Source organism: [Clostridium] scindens ATCC 35704, assembly GCF_004295125.1.
GTDB classification, from domain to species: Bacteria; Bacillota; Clostridia; order Lachnospirales; family Lachnospiraceae; genus Clostridium_AP; species Clostridium_AP scindens.
In genome coordinates this window covers 1,479,127-1,501,188 of the sequence record NZ_CP036170.1, presented here as the reverse complement: position 1 = coordinate 1,501,188, position 22,062 = coordinate 1,479,127, and the positions used below count along the sequence as shown (strand labels likewise).

22 protein-coding genes are annotated in these 22,062 nt (G+C 45.2%); 1 reads left to right on the top strand and 21 read right to left on the bottom strand.

Annotated features, from left to right (window positions below; genetic code table 11):
* Positions 1-22: 22 nt before the first annotated feature.
* The 14 genes from HDCHBGLK_RS07635 to HDCHBGLK_RS07565 all read right to left on the bottom strand — a co-directional run bounded on the left by HDCHBGLK_RS07635 (position 23) and on the right by HDCHBGLK_RS07565 (position 14,728).
* Positions 23-1,030, bottom strand: coding sequence for an HAAS signaling domain-containing protein (locus HDCHBGLK_RS07635; protein WP_004607773.1), 1,008 nt, complete (start codon positions 1,028-1,030; stop codon positions 23-25).
* Positions 1,027-1,371, bottom strand: a complete 345-nt coding sequence (locus tag HDCHBGLK_RS07630) for a PadR family transcriptional regulator (protein WP_025645357.1) — start codon at positions 1,369-1,371, stop codon at positions 1,027-1,029. The genes HDCHBGLK_RS07635 and HDCHBGLK_RS07630 overlap by 4 nt, the downstream gene beginning before the upstream one ends.
* A gap of 121 nt (positions 1,372-1,492) precedes the next feature.
* On the bottom strand, positions 1,493-2,605 hold the full coding sequence (locus tag HDCHBGLK_RS07625; protein WP_004607775.1) for an ABC transporter ATP-binding protein: 1,113 nt from the start codon (positions 2,603-2,605) through the stop codon (positions 1,493-1,495).
* A gap of 32 nt (positions 2,606-2,637) precedes the next feature.
* Positions 2,638-3,477, bottom strand: a complete 840-nt coding sequence (locus tag HDCHBGLK_RS07620) for a carbohydrate ABC transporter permease (protein ID WP_004607776.1) — start codon at positions 3,475-3,477, stop codon at positions 2,638-2,640.
* Positions 3,474-4,361 carry a carbohydrate ABC transporter permease gene (locus HDCHBGLK_RS07615; protein ID WP_039909902.1) on the bottom strand — a complete coding sequence of 296 codons (888 nt, stop codon included), beginning with the start codon at positions 4,359-4,361 and terminating at the stop codon, positions 3,474-3,476. The genes HDCHBGLK_RS07620 and HDCHBGLK_RS07615 overlap by 4 nt, the downstream gene beginning before the upstream one ends.
* A complete protein-coding gene (locus tag HDCHBGLK_RS07610; RefSeq protein WP_050755149.1) occupies positions 4,330-5,598 on the bottom strand; it encodes a hypothetical protein in 1,269 nt (422 codons plus the stop codon). The genes HDCHBGLK_RS07615 and HDCHBGLK_RS07610 overlap by 32 nt, the downstream gene beginning before the upstream one ends.
* Positions 5,588-7,261: a hypothetical protein gene (locus HDCHBGLK_RS07605; RefSeq protein WP_039909878.1), complete on the bottom strand. Its 1,674-nt coding sequence runs from the start codon at positions 7,259-7,261 to the stop codon at positions 5,588-5,590. Before HDCHBGLK_RS07605 ends, HDCHBGLK_RS07610 begins: the two co-directional genes overlap by 11 nt.
* A 22-nt stretch (positions 7,262-7,283) precedes the next feature.
* Positions 7,284-7,751, bottom strand: coding sequence for a hypothetical protein (locus tag HDCHBGLK_RS07600; RefSeq protein WP_004607780.1), 468 nt, complete (start codon positions 7,749-7,751; stop codon positions 7,284-7,286).
* Positions 7,752-7,779: 28 nt separating this feature from the next.
* Positions 7,780-9,885 carry an extracellular solute-binding protein gene (locus tag HDCHBGLK_RS07595; protein WP_039909879.1) on the bottom strand — a complete coding sequence of 702 codons (2,106 nt, stop codon included), beginning with the start codon at positions 9,883-9,885 and terminating at the stop codon, positions 7,780-7,782.
* A gap of 132 nt (positions 9,886-10,017) precedes the next feature.
* Positions 10,018-11,166 carry a sensor histidine kinase gene (locus tag HDCHBGLK_RS07590; protein WP_004607782.1) on the bottom strand — a complete coding sequence of 383 codons (1,149 nt, stop codon included), beginning with the start codon at positions 11,164-11,166 and terminating at the stop codon, positions 10,018-10,020.
* Positions 11,153-11,860 carry a VanR-ABDEGLN family response regulator transcription factor gene (vanR, locus tag HDCHBGLK_RS07585; RefSeq protein WP_004607783.1) on the bottom strand — a complete coding sequence of 236 codons (708 nt, stop codon included), beginning with the start codon at positions 11,858-11,860 and terminating at the stop codon, positions 11,153-11,155. Before vanR ends, HDCHBGLK_RS07590 begins: the two co-directional genes overlap by 14 nt.
* 72 nt (positions 11,861-11,932) lie before the next feature.
* Positions 11,933-12,907: a D-alanyl-D-alanine carboxypeptidase family protein gene (locus HDCHBGLK_RS07580; RefSeq protein ID WP_004607784.1), complete on the bottom strand. Its 975-nt coding sequence runs from the start codon at positions 12,905-12,907 to the stop codon at positions 11,933-11,935.
* A gap of 280 nt (positions 12,908-13,187) precedes the next feature.
* Positions 13,188-13,385 carry a hypothetical protein gene (locus tag HDCHBGLK_RS07570; RefSeq protein ID WP_004607785.1) on the bottom strand — a complete coding sequence of 66 codons (198 nt, stop codon included), beginning with the start codon at positions 13,383-13,385 and terminating at the stop codon, positions 13,188-13,190.
* A gap of 185 nt (positions 13,386-13,570) precedes the next feature.
* Complete coding sequence (locus tag HDCHBGLK_RS07565; protein WP_004607786.1) at positions 13,571-14,728, bottom strand: SAM-dependent methyltransferase; 1,158 nt, start codon at positions 14,726-14,728, stop codon at positions 13,571-13,573.
* 172 nt (positions 14,729-14,900) lie between these two features.
* Here HDCHBGLK_RS07565 and HDCHBGLK_RS07560 point away from each other — a divergent pair, with 172 nt between their 5' ends.
* Positions 14,901-15,224, top strand: coding sequence for a sporulation initiation factor Spo0A C-terminal domain-containing protein (locus HDCHBGLK_RS07560; RefSeq protein ID WP_004607787.1), 324 nt, complete (start codon positions 14,901-14,903; stop codon positions 15,222-15,224).
* A 271-nt stretch (positions 15,225-15,495) separates the two neighbouring features.
* Here HDCHBGLK_RS07560 and HDCHBGLK_RS07555 read toward each other — a convergent pair whose 3' ends face one another.
* The 7 genes from HDCHBGLK_RS07555 to HDCHBGLK_RS07525 all read right to left on the bottom strand — a co-directional run bounded on the left by HDCHBGLK_RS07555 (position 15,496) and on the right by HDCHBGLK_RS07525 (position 22,045).
* On the bottom strand, positions 15,496-15,849 hold the full coding sequence (locus HDCHBGLK_RS07555) for an MBL fold metallo-hydrolase (RefSeq protein WP_004607789.1): 354 nt from the start codon (positions 15,847-15,849) through the stop codon (positions 15,496-15,498).
* Between the two features lie 43 nt (positions 15,850-15,892).
* A complete protein-coding gene (locus HDCHBGLK_RS07550; RefSeq protein ID WP_004607790.1) occupies positions 15,893-16,468 on the bottom strand; it encodes a TetR/AcrR family transcriptional regulator in 576 nt (191 codons plus the stop codon).
* A 35-nt stretch (positions 16,469-16,503) separates the two neighbouring features.
* Entirely contained in the window at positions 16,504-18,333 is a 1,830-nt protein-coding gene (locus HDCHBGLK_RS07545) for a DUF975 family protein (RefSeq protein WP_004607791.1), read from the bottom strand.
* 364 nt (positions 18,334-18,697) lie between these two features.
* Positions 18,698-19,945 carry an MFS transporter gene (locus tag HDCHBGLK_RS07540; RefSeq protein WP_004607793.1) on the bottom strand — a complete coding sequence of 416 codons (1,248 nt, stop codon included), beginning with the start codon at positions 19,943-19,945 and terminating at the stop codon, positions 18,698-18,700.
* Positions 19,946-20,134: 189 nt separating this feature from the next.
* Complete coding sequence (locus tag HDCHBGLK_RS07535; protein WP_009249764.1) at positions 20,135-20,791, bottom strand: TetR/AcrR family transcriptional regulator; 657 nt, start codon at positions 20,789-20,791, stop codon at positions 20,135-20,137.
* 363 nt (positions 20,792-21,154) lie between these two features.
* Positions 21,155-21,709 carry a prolyl-tRNA synthetase associated domain-containing protein gene (locus HDCHBGLK_RS07530; RefSeq protein ID WP_004607796.1) on the bottom strand — a complete coding sequence of 185 codons (555 nt, stop codon included), beginning with the start codon at positions 21,707-21,709 and terminating at the stop codon, positions 21,155-21,157.
* A 75-nt stretch (positions 21,710-21,784) separates the two neighbouring features.
* A complete protein-coding gene (locus tag HDCHBGLK_RS07525; protein WP_004607797.1) occupies positions 21,785-22,045 on the bottom strand; it encodes a DUF3343 domain-containing protein in 261 nt (86 codons plus the stop codon).
* Positions 22,046-22,062 lie beyond the last annotated feature (17 nt).

Sequence of the window (22,062 nt, the reverse complement as noted above, 5' to 3'; positions counted from 1 at the left end):
TCCTGGAGGCGTGTCTTCTTTTCTATCTGTCTGTTCCATATCTGGCCGTCTTATACGCAGTCGTGATGATCTCGCCTACGGAAGCGATCACAATGATTGCCAGCAGGACATTCGACAGGAAGTCTCCATCCCACCCCAGAATCATCTTATTCTGCCAGAATACTTTGAATTTAAATGTATCATCAAGCTGTGTCGCAACCTCCTGCGCGAAATTAGCATTCCAGAATGGCAGGAACTTCAGCACGATAAATGCAAGAACGATACCTATGCAATTGGTCACGATACTGCTTAGCAAAACCATCTTGCAGTAGCATCCGTAAATCAGGCGGATGATCTCATTGAAGAATCCCACCGCCATCGCAAGAAGAAGTACCGGCAATATCACATCCCACCATCCCAGGTTAAAGACAGGCACGTATGAGACATCCCTTCCGTTTACCGAATATGCTCCGATCAATTGCGGCGCAAAAATAAGCAGGCAGCTAAACAGCGCAAGAAATATCAGGGACGCGATACAGTCTCCTCTGCTGATCCTGGACTTCTTATTCGGAATCGGGCTTAGCATATCCGGCGACCACGGCTTTTCCTGCTTCAAATCCACTTTGATCTTCTGTCTCTCCAGGAATGCAAAGATCAAGGTAACGGTTCCAACTATTGCTAACGATGCCATGACTGCGTCACTGATAAACTCGCCGGCTATCCGGATGATATCCTGATAGTCAATAAAGCATTTCACCGCCATGGCGATAAGCAGCCCTGCCCATATGCAGGCAACCGCGATCTTCATCACCCAGACATAGTTATCGTAGTATTCCGGGCTGATGACATAATTCTTATCTTCCCTGTACTTCCTGGCAAATACTGCCGGATCCCCCAGTTTTGCGAACACTTCCTCAAGCGGCGCCCCTTCTGCCATATCTTCGATCAGTTCCCGAAGTTCCATTTCAATCTCGCTTCTTTGTTCTTTCGGGATCCTCTTTGTCACCTCATAGACATAGCGGTTGACTAATTCCTTCTCCCTGTCTGTCATATCTCTTCCTCCCTCAATATCTGCTCCATATTTTCTGACAACTGTTCCCACTGTTCTTTTAAGCGCCGGAATATGTCGTCTCCCATAGGAGTCCTGCTGTAGTACTTTCTCGGCTTTGACTCGCCCACATCCCACTGGCTCGTTAGTATTCCCTGCTTCTCCAGCCTGCGAAGCAGCGGATACAAGGTATTGGGATCTATCTCCACGCCCTTTTCCTCCAGGCTCTGCACAAGGGCATACCCGTACTTAGCCTCGCTCAGCTGGCTTAATACGCTTAATATCAAGGTTCCTCTGCGCAGTTCCGATATCAGGTTGTGCATCAAATCTTTTTCTTCTCCCATAGAGTCTCCTCCTTGTGTTTTCATTATACTGTGCGGCGCACACTATTGTCAATATTAAAATACTGGAGCAGCAAAAAAGAGGATGATTTCGTTCTGGTTGAAAAAATGATAATGGCGCCAATCACTTTTCATGAGTGATGGCGTGTGACTTGGCATTAAATATATGTATTTTTTCCGGCCTCAGGCGAATGTACGCCACCTGTCCGGGCTGCCCCGAGAAATCAGCATCCGTCACAATGGCAAGATCCGGCATGCCGGGCGCTGTAAGGAAAATCGCTGTCTCACGCCCCGTATTCTCCAGCATGCTGATGGTCATCCGGATTGCGCCGCATGTATCCGGCGCAACAAGTTCAATGTGTTCAGGACGAATCCCACCCTTGAGCGGCTCTTGCAATTGATCCGCAGGATAACTGTCTTTGCCTGCAGGAATACGGGCTTTCCCCAGGGTCAGAAAATTACGTCCATTCTCGGAAACAAGCTCTGTATTCCATAAATTCATATTGGGAGAGCCTATAAATCCGGCAACAAACATATTGGCAGGATGCTGATAGATCTCCTGGGGCGTTCCAAACTGCTGCAGAACACCGCCGTTCATGACAGCAATACGCGTTCCCATGGTCATGGCTTCGATCTGGTCATGCGTGACATATATTGTTGTTACCCCTAATTCCCGCTGGAGCGTTATAATCTCCCGGCGCATCTCAACACGGAGTTTTGCATCCAGGTTAGCCAGCGGCTCATCCATGAGAAAAAGCTTCGGCTCTCTCACCATTGACCGTGCAAGGGCTACGCGCTGCCGCTGACCGCCGGAAAGGGCGCCCGGCTTCCTGTTAAGCAGCGTATTCAATTCCAGTTTTTCTGCAACCTCTGCTACCTTCGACGCTGTTTCCTGCCTCCCGGTATGGCGCATCTTAAGGGGGAACGCAATATTATCCTTTACCTTCATGTTCGGATAAAGGGCATAGTTCTGAAATACCATCGCTATATCTCGTTTCTTGGGCGGCACTCTGTTAACGACCCTTCCATCCATAATGACCTCGCCGCTGCTGATGCCCTCAAGCCCTGCAATCATGCGAAGCAGTGTAGTCTTGCCACAGCCGGAGGGGCCAACGAAAACAATAAATTCGCCCTGTTCGATCTCCATATTCATATCAATGACAGCGTGAACGTCTCCGGGATACCATTTATTTACGTTGTGTATTTGTAGGCCACTTGCCTGAAATCTATTTTCCATAATCAGCTCCTTCAATATATCAGTCCTGTATTTTAATCCTTCATTCCAGAAGATATAATGCCTTGCTCAAGGTATCTCTGCCCAAACAGAAAGATCAGGAGAGGCGGCATAAGTGTTATCAGGGACGCGATCAGGGATACTCCGGCATTGTCAGCTGTAATGTTCGCCATATAGAGCGATAGCGGCCAAAGGGTCTGGTCTTTCAGGAATGCCTGCGGCGCTTCCATCGCGTTCCAGTATTCCAGAAAGCCCAACACGACAACTGAGAGGATTCCCGGAGCCCCGAGAGGCAGCCCAAGTCTCAAAAACGTCTGAATGGGTGACGCCCCATCCACAGCCGCTGCTTCCGTTACGGCACTAGGTATCGACAGAAAAAAGCGCGTCATAATAAACACCGGAAGAGTAGAGGCTGCGCCGGGCAGGATAATTGCCCATATGGTATCAATAAACCCCAGTTTATTCAGCACCAGATAACTGGAAACCATAGTTACCTGAAAGGGCATCAGCATAAGGACAATATATAAGGTGTACAGCACTTTTTTCCCACGGAATTCAAAACGTGCAAATGCCCACGCTGCAGGGGCGCCTAAAACTATATGACCGAGTATGATCGGAAAAACCTGTTTACAGGAATTCCAGAATACCGTGAAGAATTGAGGCGTATCCAGCAGCAGTTCCACATATGCCTGCAAAGTCGGGTAATTTGCAATGATGGGCCACGTAGCGAAGCCGTCATCGCTTTCCAGAACCGGAGCAAGATTCGAAGACAATTCTCCGGCTCCCATAAGAGTGCCGGAGAAGAGCATCCACAGCAACACCCATATAAAAACAGCTATAAAAAGAAGGACGAGTCCGATGAACCATTTTTTCATACGCTGCCACCTCGATTCAAAATCTTCTGTAATATCATAATTAGAATGAATACCAGCGATGCCATCATCACAGCGCCTGCGCACATTTTATCCACATCCAGGTTGCTGAACCAATTGTTAAACAGATGCTGAAGCATATAAATGCTGTCATCAGGATAGCTGCCAGCGATGAGATAGGCTTCCCTGAACACTTTGAATGAATTGAGCAGAGACAGCACGGTAACCGTGAACAGAGTTGGCATGAGGTTTGGTAACGTGATCTTTACAAACCGCTTGATACTCCCCGCGCCGTCTATCTGCGCCGCCTCATACAATGCAGGATTAATGGCGCTGATGCCTGAGAGCCACAGCACCATGTCATACCCGAAATTTTTCCAGAGATATGCGAATACCAGTACTCCAAAAGAAGCGGCGCTGCCAATCCAATCAACCGGAGCAGCGTCCCAAGGCGCCAGTATCCCGTTGAGCAGCCCGTTTCTATGGAATATGACGCGCCACAGGAGAACAATTGAGGCCACAGGAATTGCCATGGGTACCAGAAAAGAGGTTTTGAAAATTCCATGTTTTTCCTGAAAGGCAGTCAGCATCAGGGCAACTGACAGGGAGATCACAAGCAGCAGCGGCATGCAAACCGCTATAAATTTCGCGGTATTACCCGCTGCCAGCTTAAACGCGCTGTTGCCCAGAACGGAAATATAATTTTGTAGTCCAACGAATCGACTGCTGACAGCGAGGAAAAAGGATCGGCGAAACGCATCCAAGAGCGGGAGCAGTACCATTACGCTCACAACAAACAGGCTGGGAGCCAGAAACAGCCACGGCACGATACGTTCTTTCCATGGAGCCTTGTAATCATGTTTGTTCCACTGTTTCTTCCGTTGCATTAGAAGTATTTTTATCATCAGAAAGCCTCCTTTCATGGGATGCCAAGTCAAATCTTCTTCCTTGCCAATAGAGCATGTAATCTATACCGATCCACAGACAAGGCACAAGGTACATCTCTTTGCAGAATGATAGTTTGCCGGATGATGCCGTACCCAGGGATATCAAGCAAAGCGTCAGTATGTATGCCGCACAGGTCAGGACCATATTCTTATAGGAACGTATAGAAGTCATCGCTGCCGATACTGCTACAAGGATCGTTGCGAATATAGAAAGCAGCAGCATGGCTGATGCCGAACCCCAAAGTTCTTTATCTCTGAAGGTTGGCGCTGCCGACGTCCATCTCGTAACATTCTTCCAATGACTAAGAAACAGATCTTTCCAGAATTCAAAATCAGACCACTTGGAAGGGATGAAACTGGAAGGGATCTCTGGTAAATCAATACAGAGCATAAGTACAGCCAAGACAGCAAGGACAAACGGCAGATAGGAAAACAGCCACGCTTGGTAATGCCAGAGTTTTCTTGCGCGCCTTAACAGCCTTACAATAATGCCAAATGCTAAAACGATAGCAGGAGATCTAAAAAGAATACGAAATCCCCTTCCCATCAGAGGCAAGTCCAGAATTGTACCTCCCATGAAGTTTGCAGCAGTAAGATAACGCTCCGCATCCTCCCGTGTTCCGCCGCCAGGAAATGTCAGCTGCATATTGGACAGGGTTTTGTCGAACTCGGCCTGCCGAAATACCCTTGCATTATCATCTTCAAATACACCACGCACATAGAATACTTCTCCTTCAATCCTAACTTGGACGCCGAGCACTTGCGTGCTTCCCCAAAGGGAAAATGCCAGCCCAGAACTTACAGCACATCCTTGTGTATCAGAGTTTGAGGGGAAAGCGCCATAGAGCATAGATTTTGTCGTGATATCCTCACACTCCCCAAAAACAGCCACCACATTTGCTGTTGTATTGCGCATATCCGAATCCATGATCTGTTGTGCGGAGTATACCTGCCATAATGTGACCTCCGGCTGATCTGCTATACCGTCCTTCTTGGCATTATTTTGCTGTCTGACTAGAGCAGACGGACTGACGCCTCCATTTTTCCATCGGACACTGATGCTGGCGCAAGAGTCCATGGTCGTACTGTAGAATGAACAAGCCATGCACCAGACGAAAGCAGTCAGTATTGCTGTTACTGCCAGAACCCGGCAGTGTATAGAATTGTTAGTCTTCAATACGCACTCTGTCTCCTTCCGAAATAGCCTTGTTGGAACCTGTGACCACCTGATCCGAATAATTCAGCGCATCTTCCGTGCTTTCAATGTTCATCATCTGGCTGTCCCTGTCTCTGACAATGATGTCAACCCGCGCGGCAATCCACTCTGTTCCCATTACAGTGCTTTGTTTCCGGAGTACAAGGATGTAATCGCCGTCAGAGCTGCTTCTAAGCGCGGTCAGCGGCAGGCAGTTTTGATATGTCTCGCTTTTTTTGCTCAGGGAAAACTGCGCGGACATGCCGGGCGTATAGGTCCCATCGGGCAGCGCGACTGTTACCAGAACCTTTTTGTTCTTATCGGGCGCGCTAATCGAGGTGATCTGAGCATTTAGCTTTTGTGTTCTGCCATCCAGTCTATAACTAAGTTCTCCCGTATCGCCCACAGAGAAGTTCTCGGCGCTTTCTTCTTCAAGGCTGCCCTTACATACAAAGCCCTCCCCCTTACGGGAAATCGTAACCGCGTCAACATCTTCTTCCGTTTTTGAATCCTTTTCCAAGGTTTTCAATACGATGCCGGAAGCCGGAGCTGTCACATGGCCGTCATGATCCAGGATATCCTGCAGTGTATCACGTATTTTTTCCTTATCTGACAACTCAGACTTGTATGTAAGGATCTCAATCTCAGTTTCTGTCTGTGATACGGACGCCTGTTCCTGAGCCTTTTTCAATGCCCGCCGTGCCGCTTCAATGTCCTTTTCTGCAGCATAGAGTTCATCTTCTCTGGAATATTCAGACTCCCTCTTTGCACTTTCCAAGGCGTTCTTTGCATCGTCAATCGCAGCCTGTGCCTCCATGACTGCTGCCTCATTCGAAAAATCGGTCCGGCTCTTTTCCGCCTTCAGTTTTTCTTCTGCCTCCGTAATTGCATTCTCCCAGTACTTCTTTTGGTTCTCAAGATTCTGGAGTGCGCTGTCATAGGCAGGAGTCCCATACTCTGCTTTGGAGAGCGCCTGCTGCGCTAGGCGGATATCATTTTCCGCGGATTCTTTTACACTTTTTAGATTGTCTTCCGCTTCTTTAACAAAAGCCTGTTTTGTAGTTGTAAGTACCCTGTCTCGGTTATTTTTTGCGCTCGTAAGCGCCGCCTCAAGATCTGCGCAATCATTCCGCCCGGAATTAGCGGTCAAACGGTTATACGCCTCCTGCGCATCTTCTAAGGCCTGCTGTGCTTCAAGAACACTGTCGCTGCTTCCTGTCCCCGAAAGGCTGATTCTCTGGTTCAGAATATAAATCTCGTCCTCTAGTTTCTCCCGTTCGCGTTCAATGGCTTCCTTATTAAATTCAAGCAATGCCTCTCCTTCGTTTACTTTTTTCCCTTTCTCTGCATTGACTGCGATTACCTTGAGGCCCTCTGGCAAGACGATTGATATGCCATCTTCCGCATCAATTGTTCCATCAATTTCGGCTTGAGCAGTCAATTCCCCACTTGTCATTGTTGATACCTGAACGCTTGCAACGGCAGCAGAGCCGGAAACACGGGAAACAATTGTGAATAAAAGAATTAATGCAAAGAATGAGGATATTAGACGTATGGCTATACGTTGTACGCGGTTGCTAATAAAAGGCTTACGCTTATCATCTGTGACAATATCCTTGATCTTTTCCTTGATATGTACAAGCATTGGTGTCTCATCTCCTGTATAATTAATCATAATTGAATTCGATCATAATAATTTTTTCTGCCAAGTAAGCATCATCTGCCTGCAGATTCCCGAAACACAATATAATATCACCATCTTTCAGTTCATTTTTCCCACCATCGCTTATAGAATAGGTGTTTCCATCAGAATCGACTCTTGCTTTTTGAAATATGGTTTCATCCGTATAAATAATGTCATTACTTCCTACACCTTCAGAAGACGATGTCCCATCGTCCTCAATTGAAGAAAAGGGCAATGGAGCTATGGTACATCCCGTATCCGAACAGCCATTAACTGTACCGCAAAGATCAGCAGATTTGAACATATCATTTGCATTGGCAAATGCGTCTTCCCCGGCTGGGGCCTTTTTCTCCTTATTCGTCTTATCGTTCGTATCTGCACTTGCACACCCGGCAAATAAGAATATCCCTAAGCAGATGATTACATACAGGCTGACAATACATTTTTTCATAAATCATAATTCCTTTCTTATTATTAGATTACATTTGCTCCTTTATATAAAGCGTTGCCCGGCTTTGAATCTTTTCAGCGGCTTTCTGTGCGCTCATTATCCCAGCAAAATATTGGGCTGCTTCTTCTAATACGATATTTTCCAAAGTCAGATTATCGTTCACCACATAAGAAGCACCGCTTATCAGTCCCTTCACAGTCTCTGCATCCTCCTGCGCTGCCTTTAAGTTCTCGTATACCAGAGTCCACATAGAATTCCCATCAATGGCGGCCTGCATGACTGTATCAAATGCCCCCTTGTGGATTGGAAGCATATAACAAGATTCCTGATGTTCCTCCATCAAAAACATTTTGACAAACTCCCATGCGCCATCCTTATGATTGCCAGATGAAGATATTCCGATCTTTACTTCCGGCTTGACCGCGTGATATTCGCCACTGTCACTTGGAAGACCGAGCAAGTTCAGGTTCCCTTTATATAAATCTCTGTATCGTGCAATTTGATATACGCTGTTGATCGTTTCATAAGAAGCCAGACCCGCATTCATGTCCGTATTATTTCCAGCGATGTTATCCTGGATTTTCCCGGCAAATTCCAGCAATTCGATAAACTCTGAAGAATCGAAAAAGCACTCGCCCAAACTCCAGTCAACAAGACTGTCGCTGGTCTGCAGCATTATTTTGAGAAATGCTTCACTTGACAGATTACTTATGGCGTTCGTTCCAGAGGTTTCAAGAACATCCTCCAAGTCTTTCAGTGTCCATTCAGCAGTATCGCCAAGTGCACTTGCGTCAGACAGCATTGTGGATACGGCCACGCCATTTGTGATGTATGGCAGTTTGCCATCAATACCTATAGCATCAAATACATTTCCAAAATAATCATCCCTGTTAATTTCCGGATCTTTCTCCATGTATGTATAAAGGTCTTCCAGCAATCCCTTGTTATGGTAGATCTGGACAGATAAATCGCTCATATCCAGAATGTCTGGTATGTCTCCAGAGATAATCTGTGTGTTAAGATTCGTTATGGCATTATTCCAGTCCTCATCGGATACGTTTTGTTCATACGGAAAATACTCCGTCAGTTCGATCTTATACTCTTTATTTGTCTTATTAAAATCTGAAACCGTCTGGACAACACTCGGATTCGCCGTCAGGCTAGTCATGCTGAGAACAGTCCGTTTATCGCTGCCCTTCGTAAGGACAGCCATCTCATATGAGAGCACGGAGGCCTGGTTGGAGGATGCGGCAAGAACCACAAATCGTCCGTCCTCAAGTTCACATAAGTGAACATCTGCTGTATTTAGTCCCATATCGGACCAGCCAAAGATACGTCTGCCTTCCTGCTCCCCAGAGTTGTATCCATACAGGCTTGAAGAGTCAAAACGGTAAAAATTGCTAGTATGACCTCCATAAATTCCCGTCACTGCACCCAGATAAATAATATCTTTATGCCAATTCTTATTATCCATATCCACAGTAAGCAGATCGTAGTTCATTCGATCCGAAGTCGTAGCGCATACTCCGATCTTTCCTTCGGCAGTCGTTATTGTAGTCATAAGATTCCCGCCATAATTGAGAGGAAATAAAAACTGTCCGCTGCTGTCAAAAAGATACGCATAGGTACTTCCACATTTGGCTGCTAAGCAGATGTTCCCCTTTGCATCTATACTTATAGATAGATCCTTGTCAACAGATGAGAGCACTGCATCGTCCAATACCGAAGTCAAGTCAACAGATTGAACTACCGTGTAGCTGCTGTCAAATTTTTTCAGACTGTAACCTCCGGCATGATCCCGGCAGACGGTCCATATGCAGCCCTGTTGATCTATACCAAAATCCAGGAATTCTATCGAATCCTCCGTTTGTAACGGCAGTTTTTGAAAGTCACTGCCATCCATTGATATGGATGCTATGTACGAAACCTCATCATTTTCTGAGCAGCACATATAGGCAGTCTCATCACTTGCTAAGAGCCTTGAAATCCCTTTCACCTCATCAGGGATATCAAAAAACCTTGCGACATAGGATTCCCCCGTTTCATCATCTTTGGTATTATGACTGCATCCCGTCATAGAAAAAATCACGGCTATCAGACATAGGATTGTAAAACTTCGATATAACTGTTTCATAATTTGTCTCCATCCTTTCATAAAAATTGCCTGCTCTTTCAGGTTGATTCAGAATACCATGAAAGAACAGGCAATTTTTTAAATTGAAATAAATGATTGTTTAAAGAATGATAAATGAAATCCTAAGAATTGTTAACACATCTCGTCGGAAACTTTGCATGGGATTGATGGGAGTTCAATGCTAAACACCGTAACTCCATTACTGCTTTCAGCCTTAATGTCGCCACCATGTCGTATCACTATGTCTTTTGCGATAGCAAGGCCAAGTCCAGAACCACCGGTCGCACTTAGTCTCGAACTGTCCAAGCGATAGAATTTATCGAAAATCACTTGGAGCTTGTCTTTCGGAATATCTCCTTCATTTTCAAATTTAATCACAGTTTTTCCAGGTCGTTCCTGGGCCGATATCGTTATAACACTGTGATCCACACTGTAAGCTATGGCATTTTTCAAAATGTTATTAAATACTCTCGCCAATTTATCAGGGTTTCCGTACAACACGACCGTCTCGCTAATATTATTCTCAATGCGTTTTCCACATGAATTCAATTGCGGATACAGTTCATCTGCAATCTGTACCATCATATAATACAGGTCGATTTTTGTCTTTTGAAGGGGAGCAGATTCCGAATTATTACGTATAATTTCAAAAAATTCATTGATCAAAGTTTCAAGCCGATTAGCCTTTTCCCATGCAATATGGATATATTCTGATTTCTTCCCGTCAGGCATGTCCGGGTTTTCATCCAAAAGGCTTAGATATCCCATAACAGAAGTAAGCGGTGTCTTTACATCGTGAGCCAGATAAACTACAAGGTCATCCTTCTGCTGCTCCGCTCTCTGCTTCTCATCATCGCGTATTTTGAGCGTATGGCTTACATGAATCAGTTTATGTTCAACAACTTCTAATTCTGGAGATAACGATATCTGTCCGTCCTCATCTATAAGTTGGTCAATCCCGTTCACGACTTCATCAAAGTATTTTTTATATGAATTTAGCAGCATCCGAAATAGCAGAAGCATGAATATGATGATTACCGTCGCAAGTATATACTGCATGTTAAGGGTTATAAGATTGAAATAGGCCATCTCAGCCTGGAAATCACTTAGCGAGAATTGACGCGCTATCCATTCGGCAATTCTGTCTGCCAGATGCCCCCTGCTTAATAACCGCAGGAGAAATATGATCAGGACAGCGCCCGCCGTAATAAATACTCCTTTGATATATGTCAGACGGCTAAGTTTTGAATAGTTGTATTCTGATTTTTTAAATATCTTCAATCTTGTAGCCCACCCCCCAGATAGTTTTGATATATTTGGGATTTCCGCCGGTATCCTTCATTTTTTCACGAAGATGACGAATGTGTACGGTAATGGTATTATTGCTCTTATTATAGTATTCGTCTTGCCATATTTCATGAAACAAATCCTCCGCACTGACCACGCTGCCCTTGCGCTCCAGAAGAACCCGAAGAATCGCGAATTCCGTAGGTGTCAGCGATAGACTTTCTCCGTTAAGCAGGCATTCATATGTCTTGATATTCATAGTCAATCCGGCATATTCAAGAATTGTCTCTGTCGCAGGGGCAGCAGAGACCGTGTTGTATTTTTTGTAGCGGCGAAGCTGCGCCTTTACCCTCGCTACCAATTCAAGCGGGCGAAAGGGTTTTGTAATATAATCATCTGCACCGAGCATAAGTCCGGTAATTTTATCGGTTTCCTCATCCTTTGCCGTAAGCATGATGATAGGACAAGCGCAGCCCTTCTCCCTCATAATCTGGCAAATAGAAAGACCACTGATATCCGGAAGCATAATGTCTAATATGGCAAGGTCAAAATCTACGCTCTCCATATGGGCAAGCGCCTCTGTACCTGAGTAGAATTTGTATACATTCAGATTTTCATTCTGAAGATATACTTCAATCAAATCAGCAATTTCTTTCTCATCATCAACGACAAGTATCTTCTCGCTCAAGGCATTATTCTCCTTTTCATTTAAATGTTACATATTATATCAGGTTGACATTAATATTATATTTAATATTCATTATGAAATTATAAATTGTTTCCTAAGATATCCATTAGGTGAAAATTTACTGCTATAACATACAGACGATTCCCCCATCTGACGATACACATTCATAGCATCCAGAATATGGAATGGTGTTGTCTGGTGCGTTCCATCCGCATTAGCAGTTACTAAAATGACTTCTTTCCCATTTATTTCAGCCAGGCTTGCCAGACATAATCCTGCTTCTTTCGTATATCCCGTTTTTCCTCCTATGATTTTTCCTCCAGTAAATTTTGTACTTTCCATACATTCAAACATCGTACTGTAAAATGTAAAACCCTTCGGATGCTGCTCCGATGGAAGCGTACTGTATTGACTGCTTGTAAAGGCAGCTCTAAAGGTTTCATTTTTTAAAGCATACTGCAAAAGAGCAGAAATATCTTTCACAGTGGAGTAGTGTTCCGAATCATGCAGTCCTGTTGAATTGCAAAAATGCGTATTCTCCAACCCCAGTTCCCCTGCCTTCTTGTTCATTAGTCTCACAAACGCTTCCTCGGAGCCGGCAATCCTCTCGCAAAAAGCCAGACAGCATTCCGCACCAGACGGAAGAAGCATGCCGTAAAGCAAATCCTTTAAACGGACCTGCTCTCCCGGCTGAAAGCCAGCCATAGAAGCATTCTCTATATACAGTTTTGAGAAAAAATCCGTAGGAAGTGTTATAACTTCTTCCATGTCCTGCGTATTTTCAATTGCCAGTATGGCTGTCATAATTTTGGTAAGCGATGCCGGATAAATCCGATCTTGTGCATTATGTTCAGCAAGAGCGTTCCCTGAATCCAGATCAGTTAAAATTGAATAGGGACTATATAAGTTCTCCAGATCTATTGCAGTATTAGGAGTAAACTTCCTTCCAACTAAAATCAAAACCGCCACTGCAACAATACTAATAACAACCCTCCTTATAAAATGCCGCCTTTTCTTTTTATAGCGCTTCCTAATTCTATATTCCATGTTATACACCAATCCTTTCCTATTATAAACAAATAACTCTTGTTCAGTAATATTCTACTGAATAAGAGTTACCCATACTTTAATATTCTGTTGTTTAATTCCTAAGAAAAGGTTAATGTATCCTGGAATTCTCTTCATCCCATTGTAGAGTTATCTACGGAATCTCTCGACTATTCTTTCTCTTGGTTTTTCCGGCTGTATATTTGGTAAAATTCCTGTATCTGCCTGTCCAGGATGTCAAGGGCCTCCGATACGCCTTCTTCCCTGCCATTATATTTGCTCAGCAGAAAAAAGATAGGCGCATCCCATTCTCCCCTCCTGCCTTGTCAGGAACAAAGATATCTGCCTCTCCCTCCATATCTTCCAAGTCTTGCGGATGCACGACCGTGCTGCCTCCGAAAATCAACATGTTAAATAAATCTGCAAACCGGTCTTTTGCAGAAAGCCATTGTTTTACTGCTATGTCGTTCTTACCCATAGACTGCTCCCTTCTAAAATATCATCATTCAAATTGAATTGGCCCGCAGAATCCGCGGAAGAGTTGCTGACGCCAGCTTACTGGCAAAATAGAATAGATAATATAGGATACGTTAGCACAGATTTCATAGAAAATCAATAACCAATTAGGGGAGACGGCGCATGCGGCCTATCCCCCCCTTATGCTTATACCACCCTGGTCATCGGCAGTCTGTTGTTGATTCCTTTCGAGGTCAGAATCTGGTGCAGATCAATAATTCCATTATTAAATGTCGCCGCGCAGGAAGCCAGGTAAAGTTCCCACATGCGGGTAAATTCCTCTCCCTGCATTCTGGCAATCTCCGCTCTGTGCTTCAGGAAATTCTCACGCCAGCAAAGCAGGGTCCTGTTATAATGACGGCGAAGACTTTCAATATCCAGCACGTGAAATTCATATTCCGGAAGAATATCGATAATTTCACGCAGGCTGGGAATCGTCCCTCCAGGAAAAATATATTTTTTAATCCATGGATCGCCCTCATGCTCCTTCTGTGCGCTGATGTAATGCAGAAGGAATAACCCTTCCGGCTTCAACACTGCCTCTGCATTCTCCATGAATAATTCATAGTTGCCTCTACCCACATGTTCCAGCATCCCTACGCTCACCACGCGGTCAAACTGGACGCCGCTATGCTTCAAATCCCGGTAATCCATCAGTTCGACTTGCAGCCGGTCTTTCAATCCTTCCCTTTCGATGTCCTCTGAAAACTTCTGGTACTGCTCTTTGCTTAGCGTAATGCCGGTTCCCTTTATCCCATATTTTTTTGCAGCCCGCATTAGAAGGAATCCCCATCCACATCCGATATCCAGCAAGGTCATTCCTTCCTGAAGCTGCAGTTTTTCCAGAATATGATCCGCCTTATTAACCTGCGCGTCATACAGCGTATCCTCTGCATTTTTAAAATATCCACAGGAATAACTCATCGTTTCATCCAGCCACAGACGGTAGAATTCATTGCCGATATCATAGTGGAACCTTACCTCTTTTTCTTGGTTCTTTTTTGCTTTTGATGTAAGGATTAATTTTTTCAAAGCAGATTTATCCATCTTAAACTTTCCCATCTGTCCAAGAAACAGATTCAAGACTTCATATAAGTCCCTGTCTACTTCCAGTTCTTCCTTCATATAAGCCTCCCCAAGCGCCAGAGAAGTACTGGTCAGCAATTCTTTCTTGTCCAGATCTTCGTTAAGCGTGATCGTAAACTCAGGCCGATCCCTTCCTACGATCATGCTTTCCTCACCACTTTGAATCCTGAATGCTACCGGTATGATGCCGCCTAGATAACTTGTCAAAAATTCGTTCATAATCTGCCTCCCTTATATCATTATCTGCTGCCTCCTATTATTCCCATAAAAATCCTGAGACATACAGGGTGCTTCTGCTTTGTCGATTTCTATATGTTTTCATAGAATTCGCTCCGCTCCTTTGTATTTTCCGTCCCTTAAGTGTTATTAATAGCAAAAGGGAGGCGAAATTATGGATAAACGTGTTAAAGATACTTTGCTCACTCTTGGCATACGTTCTACTTACCAGGGCTTCCACTATATTAAGCATGCCCTATGTCTCTGCCTTGATGACGGAGATAAGATCCCGTCCATCTGCAAGTACATATATCCGGAAGTTGCCAGGAAATACCAGACATCTCAAGATAATGTCGAACATTGTATGCGCACCGCCATAGCTTATTGCTGGTATAATGGAAACAGAGAATACCTAATAAAGATAGCCCGGTATCCGTTGAAAGAAAAACCGACAAACAGTGAGGTCCTTGATATCCTGTATAATGCCCTTGAAGGTTAACCCGTTTCACGGGTTTTCTTTTCCTTCATCATAGGGATGCTATTGATCCATATATTCTATATATTTATCTATGCCCCACCCAGGCTGCCTAGTACACTCCTATAAAACAGCGGATTCCTGGACAGATGCTCCATCCGAAGTTCTTTGCATATCCGACCCATCTTCTCCTCCATGCTTCGATCTGCATATTCCAATAACACTGTTGCCGAACAGTTCTCAATGTCTTTAATTATACGAAACGCGCTATCCGGGATATCAGATATCTCGTCTCTTACATACACCTCTCCCAGGCAGGATAATAGCAATCTATGCCTTGCATCCTCCTTATCTTTTCCAGCGTCTCTTTGCTCTTAACGCTATCCGTAAATATAGGCAGATCGCCTTTTGCAGGAATGGAATCCCCCGTAAAAAGCACTTTTTCTTTCCCATTATCCAGGCAATACGCCGTAGCCCCCCTCGAATGGCCCGGAACTTCTGCCGCGCTTAAGGTCATGCCTTCTTCCAGCACGATAGCCTCGCCTCCGGCCAGGATCTTGTCAATCTTTACCGGGGCATTGACCAGTTTATAAAAATTAGGAATCGGGCGTTCTGCAAACTGACGGATATATTCCTCATAACTATTCATGTTAAAAATATATGGCACCTCTCAGTGCCATAATAATGGTTCTCTATAGGATCCCTTTTACAAAAGTATTTATGCTACTTTCGATATACGCTGCACTTTCTATCGGTGAAAGTTCAGAGCCGAAAGATGCCTTCAAGAATACGAACCCAAAATTCATGGACAAGAACATCATTGCCAGTTCCTCCGGATCTGCCCGCCGGATCTTTCCTTGTTCCTTCATCTCCACAAAATATTCTTTTAATGCCTTCTTGAAGGTCTGAGGAATCTTCAAAATCCCCTTTGCAGTATACGGATATAATTCCGGCGTACGAAGTCCGGTAGATACCTTTACCATTCTGGGCGTTACCTTCTGCATATAAACTTCAGAAAAACGTGTAAGATCTCCCAGCATATCTCCCGAGTATCCTTCAAAGTCTTCTGGCTTTAAATCTGGATTCCACTCCGGCTTTTCCATCGCTGCCAGTATGATCTCTTTCTTACCCTTGAATTTGCGGAAAATCGTACATTCATTGATCCCGGCGCTTCGGGCAATGTCTTTCGTCGTGGTATTGGAATATCCTTTTTCCATCACCAGTTCCATCGTCGCTTTAATAATCTTTTCCTGGGTATCGGCAAGCATATTCAATCTCCTTGCAAGTGTTCACTTGCATCTTTTCATTTATTGGCATACGTGTCAAGTCTTACAGCCCTGCTCTGATAGTCCGTGATCCCTTTCCCTGCATTGGGATGTTCCGACGAATATGCGGCATCCCCAACATAGGCTCCCAGAAGCACCAGACAGGCAGGAATCACTACCTTTAGCTTCTGTCTCCGTATAAAGTTATCCAGGACAGGGGCCAGCGCATATACAATAGCCATGCCTCCCACGCCAAATACCAGCAGCCCTTCCGCGCAGATGCGCCCATTCAGGTTCAGGAAATATCCGCTATAATCCCACCATTTCTTTCCCTGGGTTACTTCCAGATAATAAGAAGTAAAATATTCCACTACACCGCACAATACGACGATCGCCACAAATTCTGCCGCCGGGTTCTTGCGAAACTTATTGAGTACGGTAAGGATCAGAACGCCGCCGCTTCCATATATCGGAAGCCATGGGCCATGGAGGACCCCGCGGTTGACAAATTCGCCGTCATTTACCAGATGAAGGCTCACCTCCCATACCCATCCGATACAGGAAAATATAAAGAATAATAGTATCAGGGACCACACCGTATAATGACGCATGTAATGAACCGTCTCTACCTTCTGCCGCTTCGCCATCTCTGGAATCGGATCCAGGCGGCTGGGATAGCACTTCCCTTCTACCGCTCTTTGCAGGGCAAAGATCCTAGTCCGCTCCGCCTGATCCTCCTCATACTCCCGCTCTTTTGCGCTCGGGAACAGCAGAATGCCCAAGTAGTCCGCAAAGAACTTGCGGATGCCTTTCAGGTCATCTATCTCTTTCTTTGGCTTTTCCATCACCGCGATCACATCAGCATATGCAAGATCCAGCGCTTCCCTTCCGGCGGGCCGATAGAGATAGATATCATTTAACTGCTGCGCCTCCGGTATGTTCCGTTCTTTGGCCATTTTTCTAAGGGTAACATAGTACTCTGTAAAAGACGCCACCCTGTATGGATTGGAATACAGCACCTGTGACAGCCCCATCGTAACCGCCCCCAGCATACTCCAGCCAAGAAATGACAGTTCAAATACAAAGCATTCCCACTTATGCCCATTCATCATCTTCCTGGACAGCCGGATTGCGTTCTTTGCGGAAATATCCGGGTTCTCTGCCACGATATATGGCACCATATAATAAGAATAACGCTTGATAATCCCTCCAATAACCGTCAACGACCACAAAAACTCATATATATACTTGACCAGCATGGTCCATGCCGCCTTCGTCCATTTCCGCACGCGGAATAAGAAGAGGAAACGCTGAATAGGCACGCTCTCAAAATTACGTCCCTCCAGAAATATCCTTCTGGAAATTACTGTATATACATTGGTAATAAAAAACCAGAAACCCAGCATCAAGGTCATGCTAAGGCCAATCAGGATCAGAAGCGCCACCTCTTTTGATTTCACCATTCCATTGACCGCAGACGCGATGGTTACAAATAAAGAGCCGGATGTAATGGAGTTCACCGCCTGGGCCAGCACGCCTCTGCTCCTGCCAAATGCAGGATTCGCTTGCCCGGACTGCTGAATCTGCGCCTGCCTGATCTGCTCAGACAGCTGCTTTCCTTCCTTCTCATTGCCGCTGAGGATATCATTCATAACATCCCACGCGCCTGCCTGCTTAAACGCGGTGTTCCCGGAAGAAGGACTTCCTTCTGCCTCTTGGGCCGGCTCCACATTGACCTGCGCAAAACTCAGAGTCCCGGAGAATTCCACATTCAGAAAAGCCGCGATCAAGCAAGCCGCCAAGAATATCCAATAGTGCTTCTTCAGGTTGCGCTTTGCTGCCTTTTTCATTATCTTTCTATTCATCATTCGTTACTTTTTCCAATCCTTCATTCTAGTAATCGCATATATTATAAGACAAATGGCCAGATTGCACAACCTTTAGGATTCAAGACATAATTTATCTGCATATTTCTCTGTATCCCGCATAGGATGCCGCTACACATGCCACGATATGGCTCATTTAACGCACCCAGGAAACAGTTCGTCACCGTATTCAGCACATAGCCTGCGCCGATGATCAGGAAATATCCTGCAACGATAAGCGAAGTCGCAATAATCCCGTCCGTCTTTTTACGATCCTTCGGATCCTTTCATCTCCGCCGACCGTACGGTCCAGCAATTGCGCTACAATAGGCATCATCTCTTTCTTATTTTCGCTAGTAACTGTCTCTCAATTCTGCAATGCCTTCGTTGCCTTCCTGCTTCCCCACGCAATCAGCATCGAGCATACTGCTGCCGCATAGAAAATCAGATACGCATTCTGCCCTATCTTTTCGAACAGGAATCCATATAGAACCTGCCCCACTGGCTGGGCACATGTAGACACCGCGATAATCCAGGCAATGACTTTCCCCACCATGTGCTGGGGCGTCGTGATCTGGATATAGGACATAATCTGTATGGTATAGATTGCTGACATAGCCATAATGACAATCCCTACAGCCGCAAGCACCCCATATGCCAGATACGGCGGGCAGGAAGGCAGCAGCACGACTCCCATGGGAACCAGCAGAACTCCTGAAGCCAGCAGGAACTTCCAGCTTCCGTTTACCTTTAACTTCTGTCCAAATACGCCTGCGCCGATTCCTCCTGCCAGGCCGCCGATCGCAAGAATCGCCTCCATGTATCCATATAGCCTGGATGCCTCAGACTTGGAAAAGTCAAGTATATTCATCACGATAACAGGCAGGCCTATGACCATCAGCGCAGACATGACCAGGTTCACGCCCGCGCAGCAAAGCGTCAGTTTTGCTAGTTCCGGCTTTTTCCGGCCGATATAGGCAATACTCTCGCTCAGATCGTCTTTCGTCTGACGCAGGATGGATTCTGTGCTTTGCTTCTTCTCATATGGAATCTTAATAAAGATCTCCATCACGGCAGATAAGAAGAAGCAGCCCGCGGCAATGGACAGCACCGGATAGATTCCCCACAGGCTATACGCTGTGCCGCCAAGCGCCGGCCCCAACAGGCCGGATAAAGAGGATACCATATTAATAATAGCATTCGCCGGCATAATATGCTCCGGCTCTACCAATACCGGAATACTTGCCTGGACGGAAGGCTGATATGCCCCGCTGATTCCATATAGCAAGAATAGAGTCACCAGCACCATTCCTGTTATGCTTACCTTTCCATACATCAGCAAGAATAGAACGGTCAGCCCGGAAGTAAAGAAATCTAGAAATACCATTACATTCCACTTGTTCACTCTATCCGCTATGATCCCGCCAATTGGTGACATCACCGCCAGGGGAATGAACGCGCATCCGGACACCACGCCTAAGACGGCCGCTGATCCCGTCACGTTCAGCAGATGGATGGGCAGTGCAAACCGCATAACCGCATTTCCAAACAATGAGATGATCTGACCGATTACGACCAGGTAAAAATCTTTTGAATAGCCCTTTTTCTGATCCATTTACTTAACCTCCATATTCTTAATCCATACTTCCATCTTACGAAATGCGACGCTGCCTGCTGCCATCTTCATCAAAGTGGTTTTTCCTGCTCTTTTTACTTCAATCACGACTTATCCTCCCTTTAATACCAACCGTTGGTATGTATAATTTTAAAATTTTACTGCCCTGCAAAAACAGGACAGTTTTTCTTACTTTTGATTCTCCTGATACAATACGGCATATGATTCTATCCGTTCAATCCATGAATCCTCAATCAGATTAAGGCCAAGCGCCTCCAGCATATGCTTGTAGAATCTTGTCTTTCTCACGATTTCTGCTGAATCGCAATGATAAACCATTGGATTCAGCCATATTCCTCCCAGCAGCATCAAGACCTCTGCCAGTTCCTTGGGGTACTCGGTCTTTATAGACCCATCTTCTATCCCTTCTTCGAGAATACGTCTCACTATCTCTGTCGACTCTGTCTGCACCGTATCACGCAGATAGATGACCAGCAGTTGTGGATTCTTAATCATATCGATTGCTACTACAAACACATCATTCTGCACCGGATTAAAAATGGATAACCTGAAGACTTCCTGTAACTTCTGAAATCCATTCAATTCCTTACTCTCGCAGACCTTTTTCATGTCTACATCCGCCGATGCGTACAACTTTTCAAAAACCGCGTACACAATCTCTTCTTTGGATTTGAAATGGTGATAGATGGCTCCTTTCGTAAGGCCTCCCAGATTGTCTATGATATCCTGGATAGACGTGTGGTCATACCCCTTCTCCATAAATAGTCTGGCTGCCGTATCAACGATTAAATTTCTTGTCTCTTCCGGATATTTGTTTCTTGCCATGGCTCCCTCCTGTATGTGGATGGTAAGTTCATTATACATACCGTTAGTATGTTTGTCAAATACATTTTTCTTATTTTCTATTTCCTTATAATAATCTTAAAAATCCTGGTAGAATCAATTTTAAAAGATAAAGTTAATCATATGGTCTTTTGTTTTACTGCCTGCCCTATGCCTCTCCGGGTGCGGAATAATAATTACATGAGTAATATATGGCATCTATCAAAGTGTGGCACTTCTATGTTGGTGTTGGAAGTTTACCACAAAAAAACTGCACTCTTTGTTATGCTGTTTTTTATTTCTCATACATTATACACTATTTTTTACAATCTTAGAAATTTCCTATAAAGATAAAAATAATTCCCCTCAAGATTGAGGGGAATTATCGCTTAATGTTACGGTTATATAGTCATGATGCACTGCGTCCAGGAACTTCCCAAACACATCCTCCGTGCAGATCTTCACGCTGGATGTGTTCACGCATGGGTGGCAGCCCACATATTCATCTTTTAATATTTCTTCATCTACCAGCAGCTGTACGTGGTTCTCTGTATCATTCATCAGCCCCATGACCGTAGCGGAGCCAGGCAGCACGTTCAGGTACTTGACCATATCCTCCCCGGATGCAAAGGACAGTCTGGATGTTGGGATCTGGGCGGACAGTTCTTTGGTTCGCAAGCTTTTATGGCCTGGCATCATCAGCAGATAGAACTCTGTCTTCTGCCGATTGCACAGGAACAGATTCTTGCAGATCGTGATTCCAAGCACTTGGTCTACTTCCAGACAGTCCGCGATCGTGCCTGCTGCCTCGTGATCCGTCCTAAGATACTCTATGCCAAGACGATCCAGCAGATCATATACTTTAATTTCTTTTTCTTCTCGCCCCTCCAAAGACGCCGGGCGGCCATTCTGTAATTCCATAGCGATATCTCCCGTTCTGATTCAGTCCTGTCCATATTACTCCAAATATACAGGCCCGTCAAGATAGCGCCATATCTAGCAATACCGGTCCCTTTTCGGATTCAAGTCACGCTCCACCGCCGCAATCTTCAGGATCTCGATGTCGTGCTCTTTGGCGCAGGACTGGATGGTTCCCAGGTCTTCTTCCTCCACCATCAGCGAGATTCCGCAACATTTGCTGGCAGTTCTGGGAGTGGGGGATATGACCGCCCGCACTCCCAGCGCTTTTAATTCCTTATAGAGACGCATGCCATTGTCGTGGTTTGGAAACAGCACATAATGCTGTAGTTGCTGCATCTGGCAATCCCCTCTTT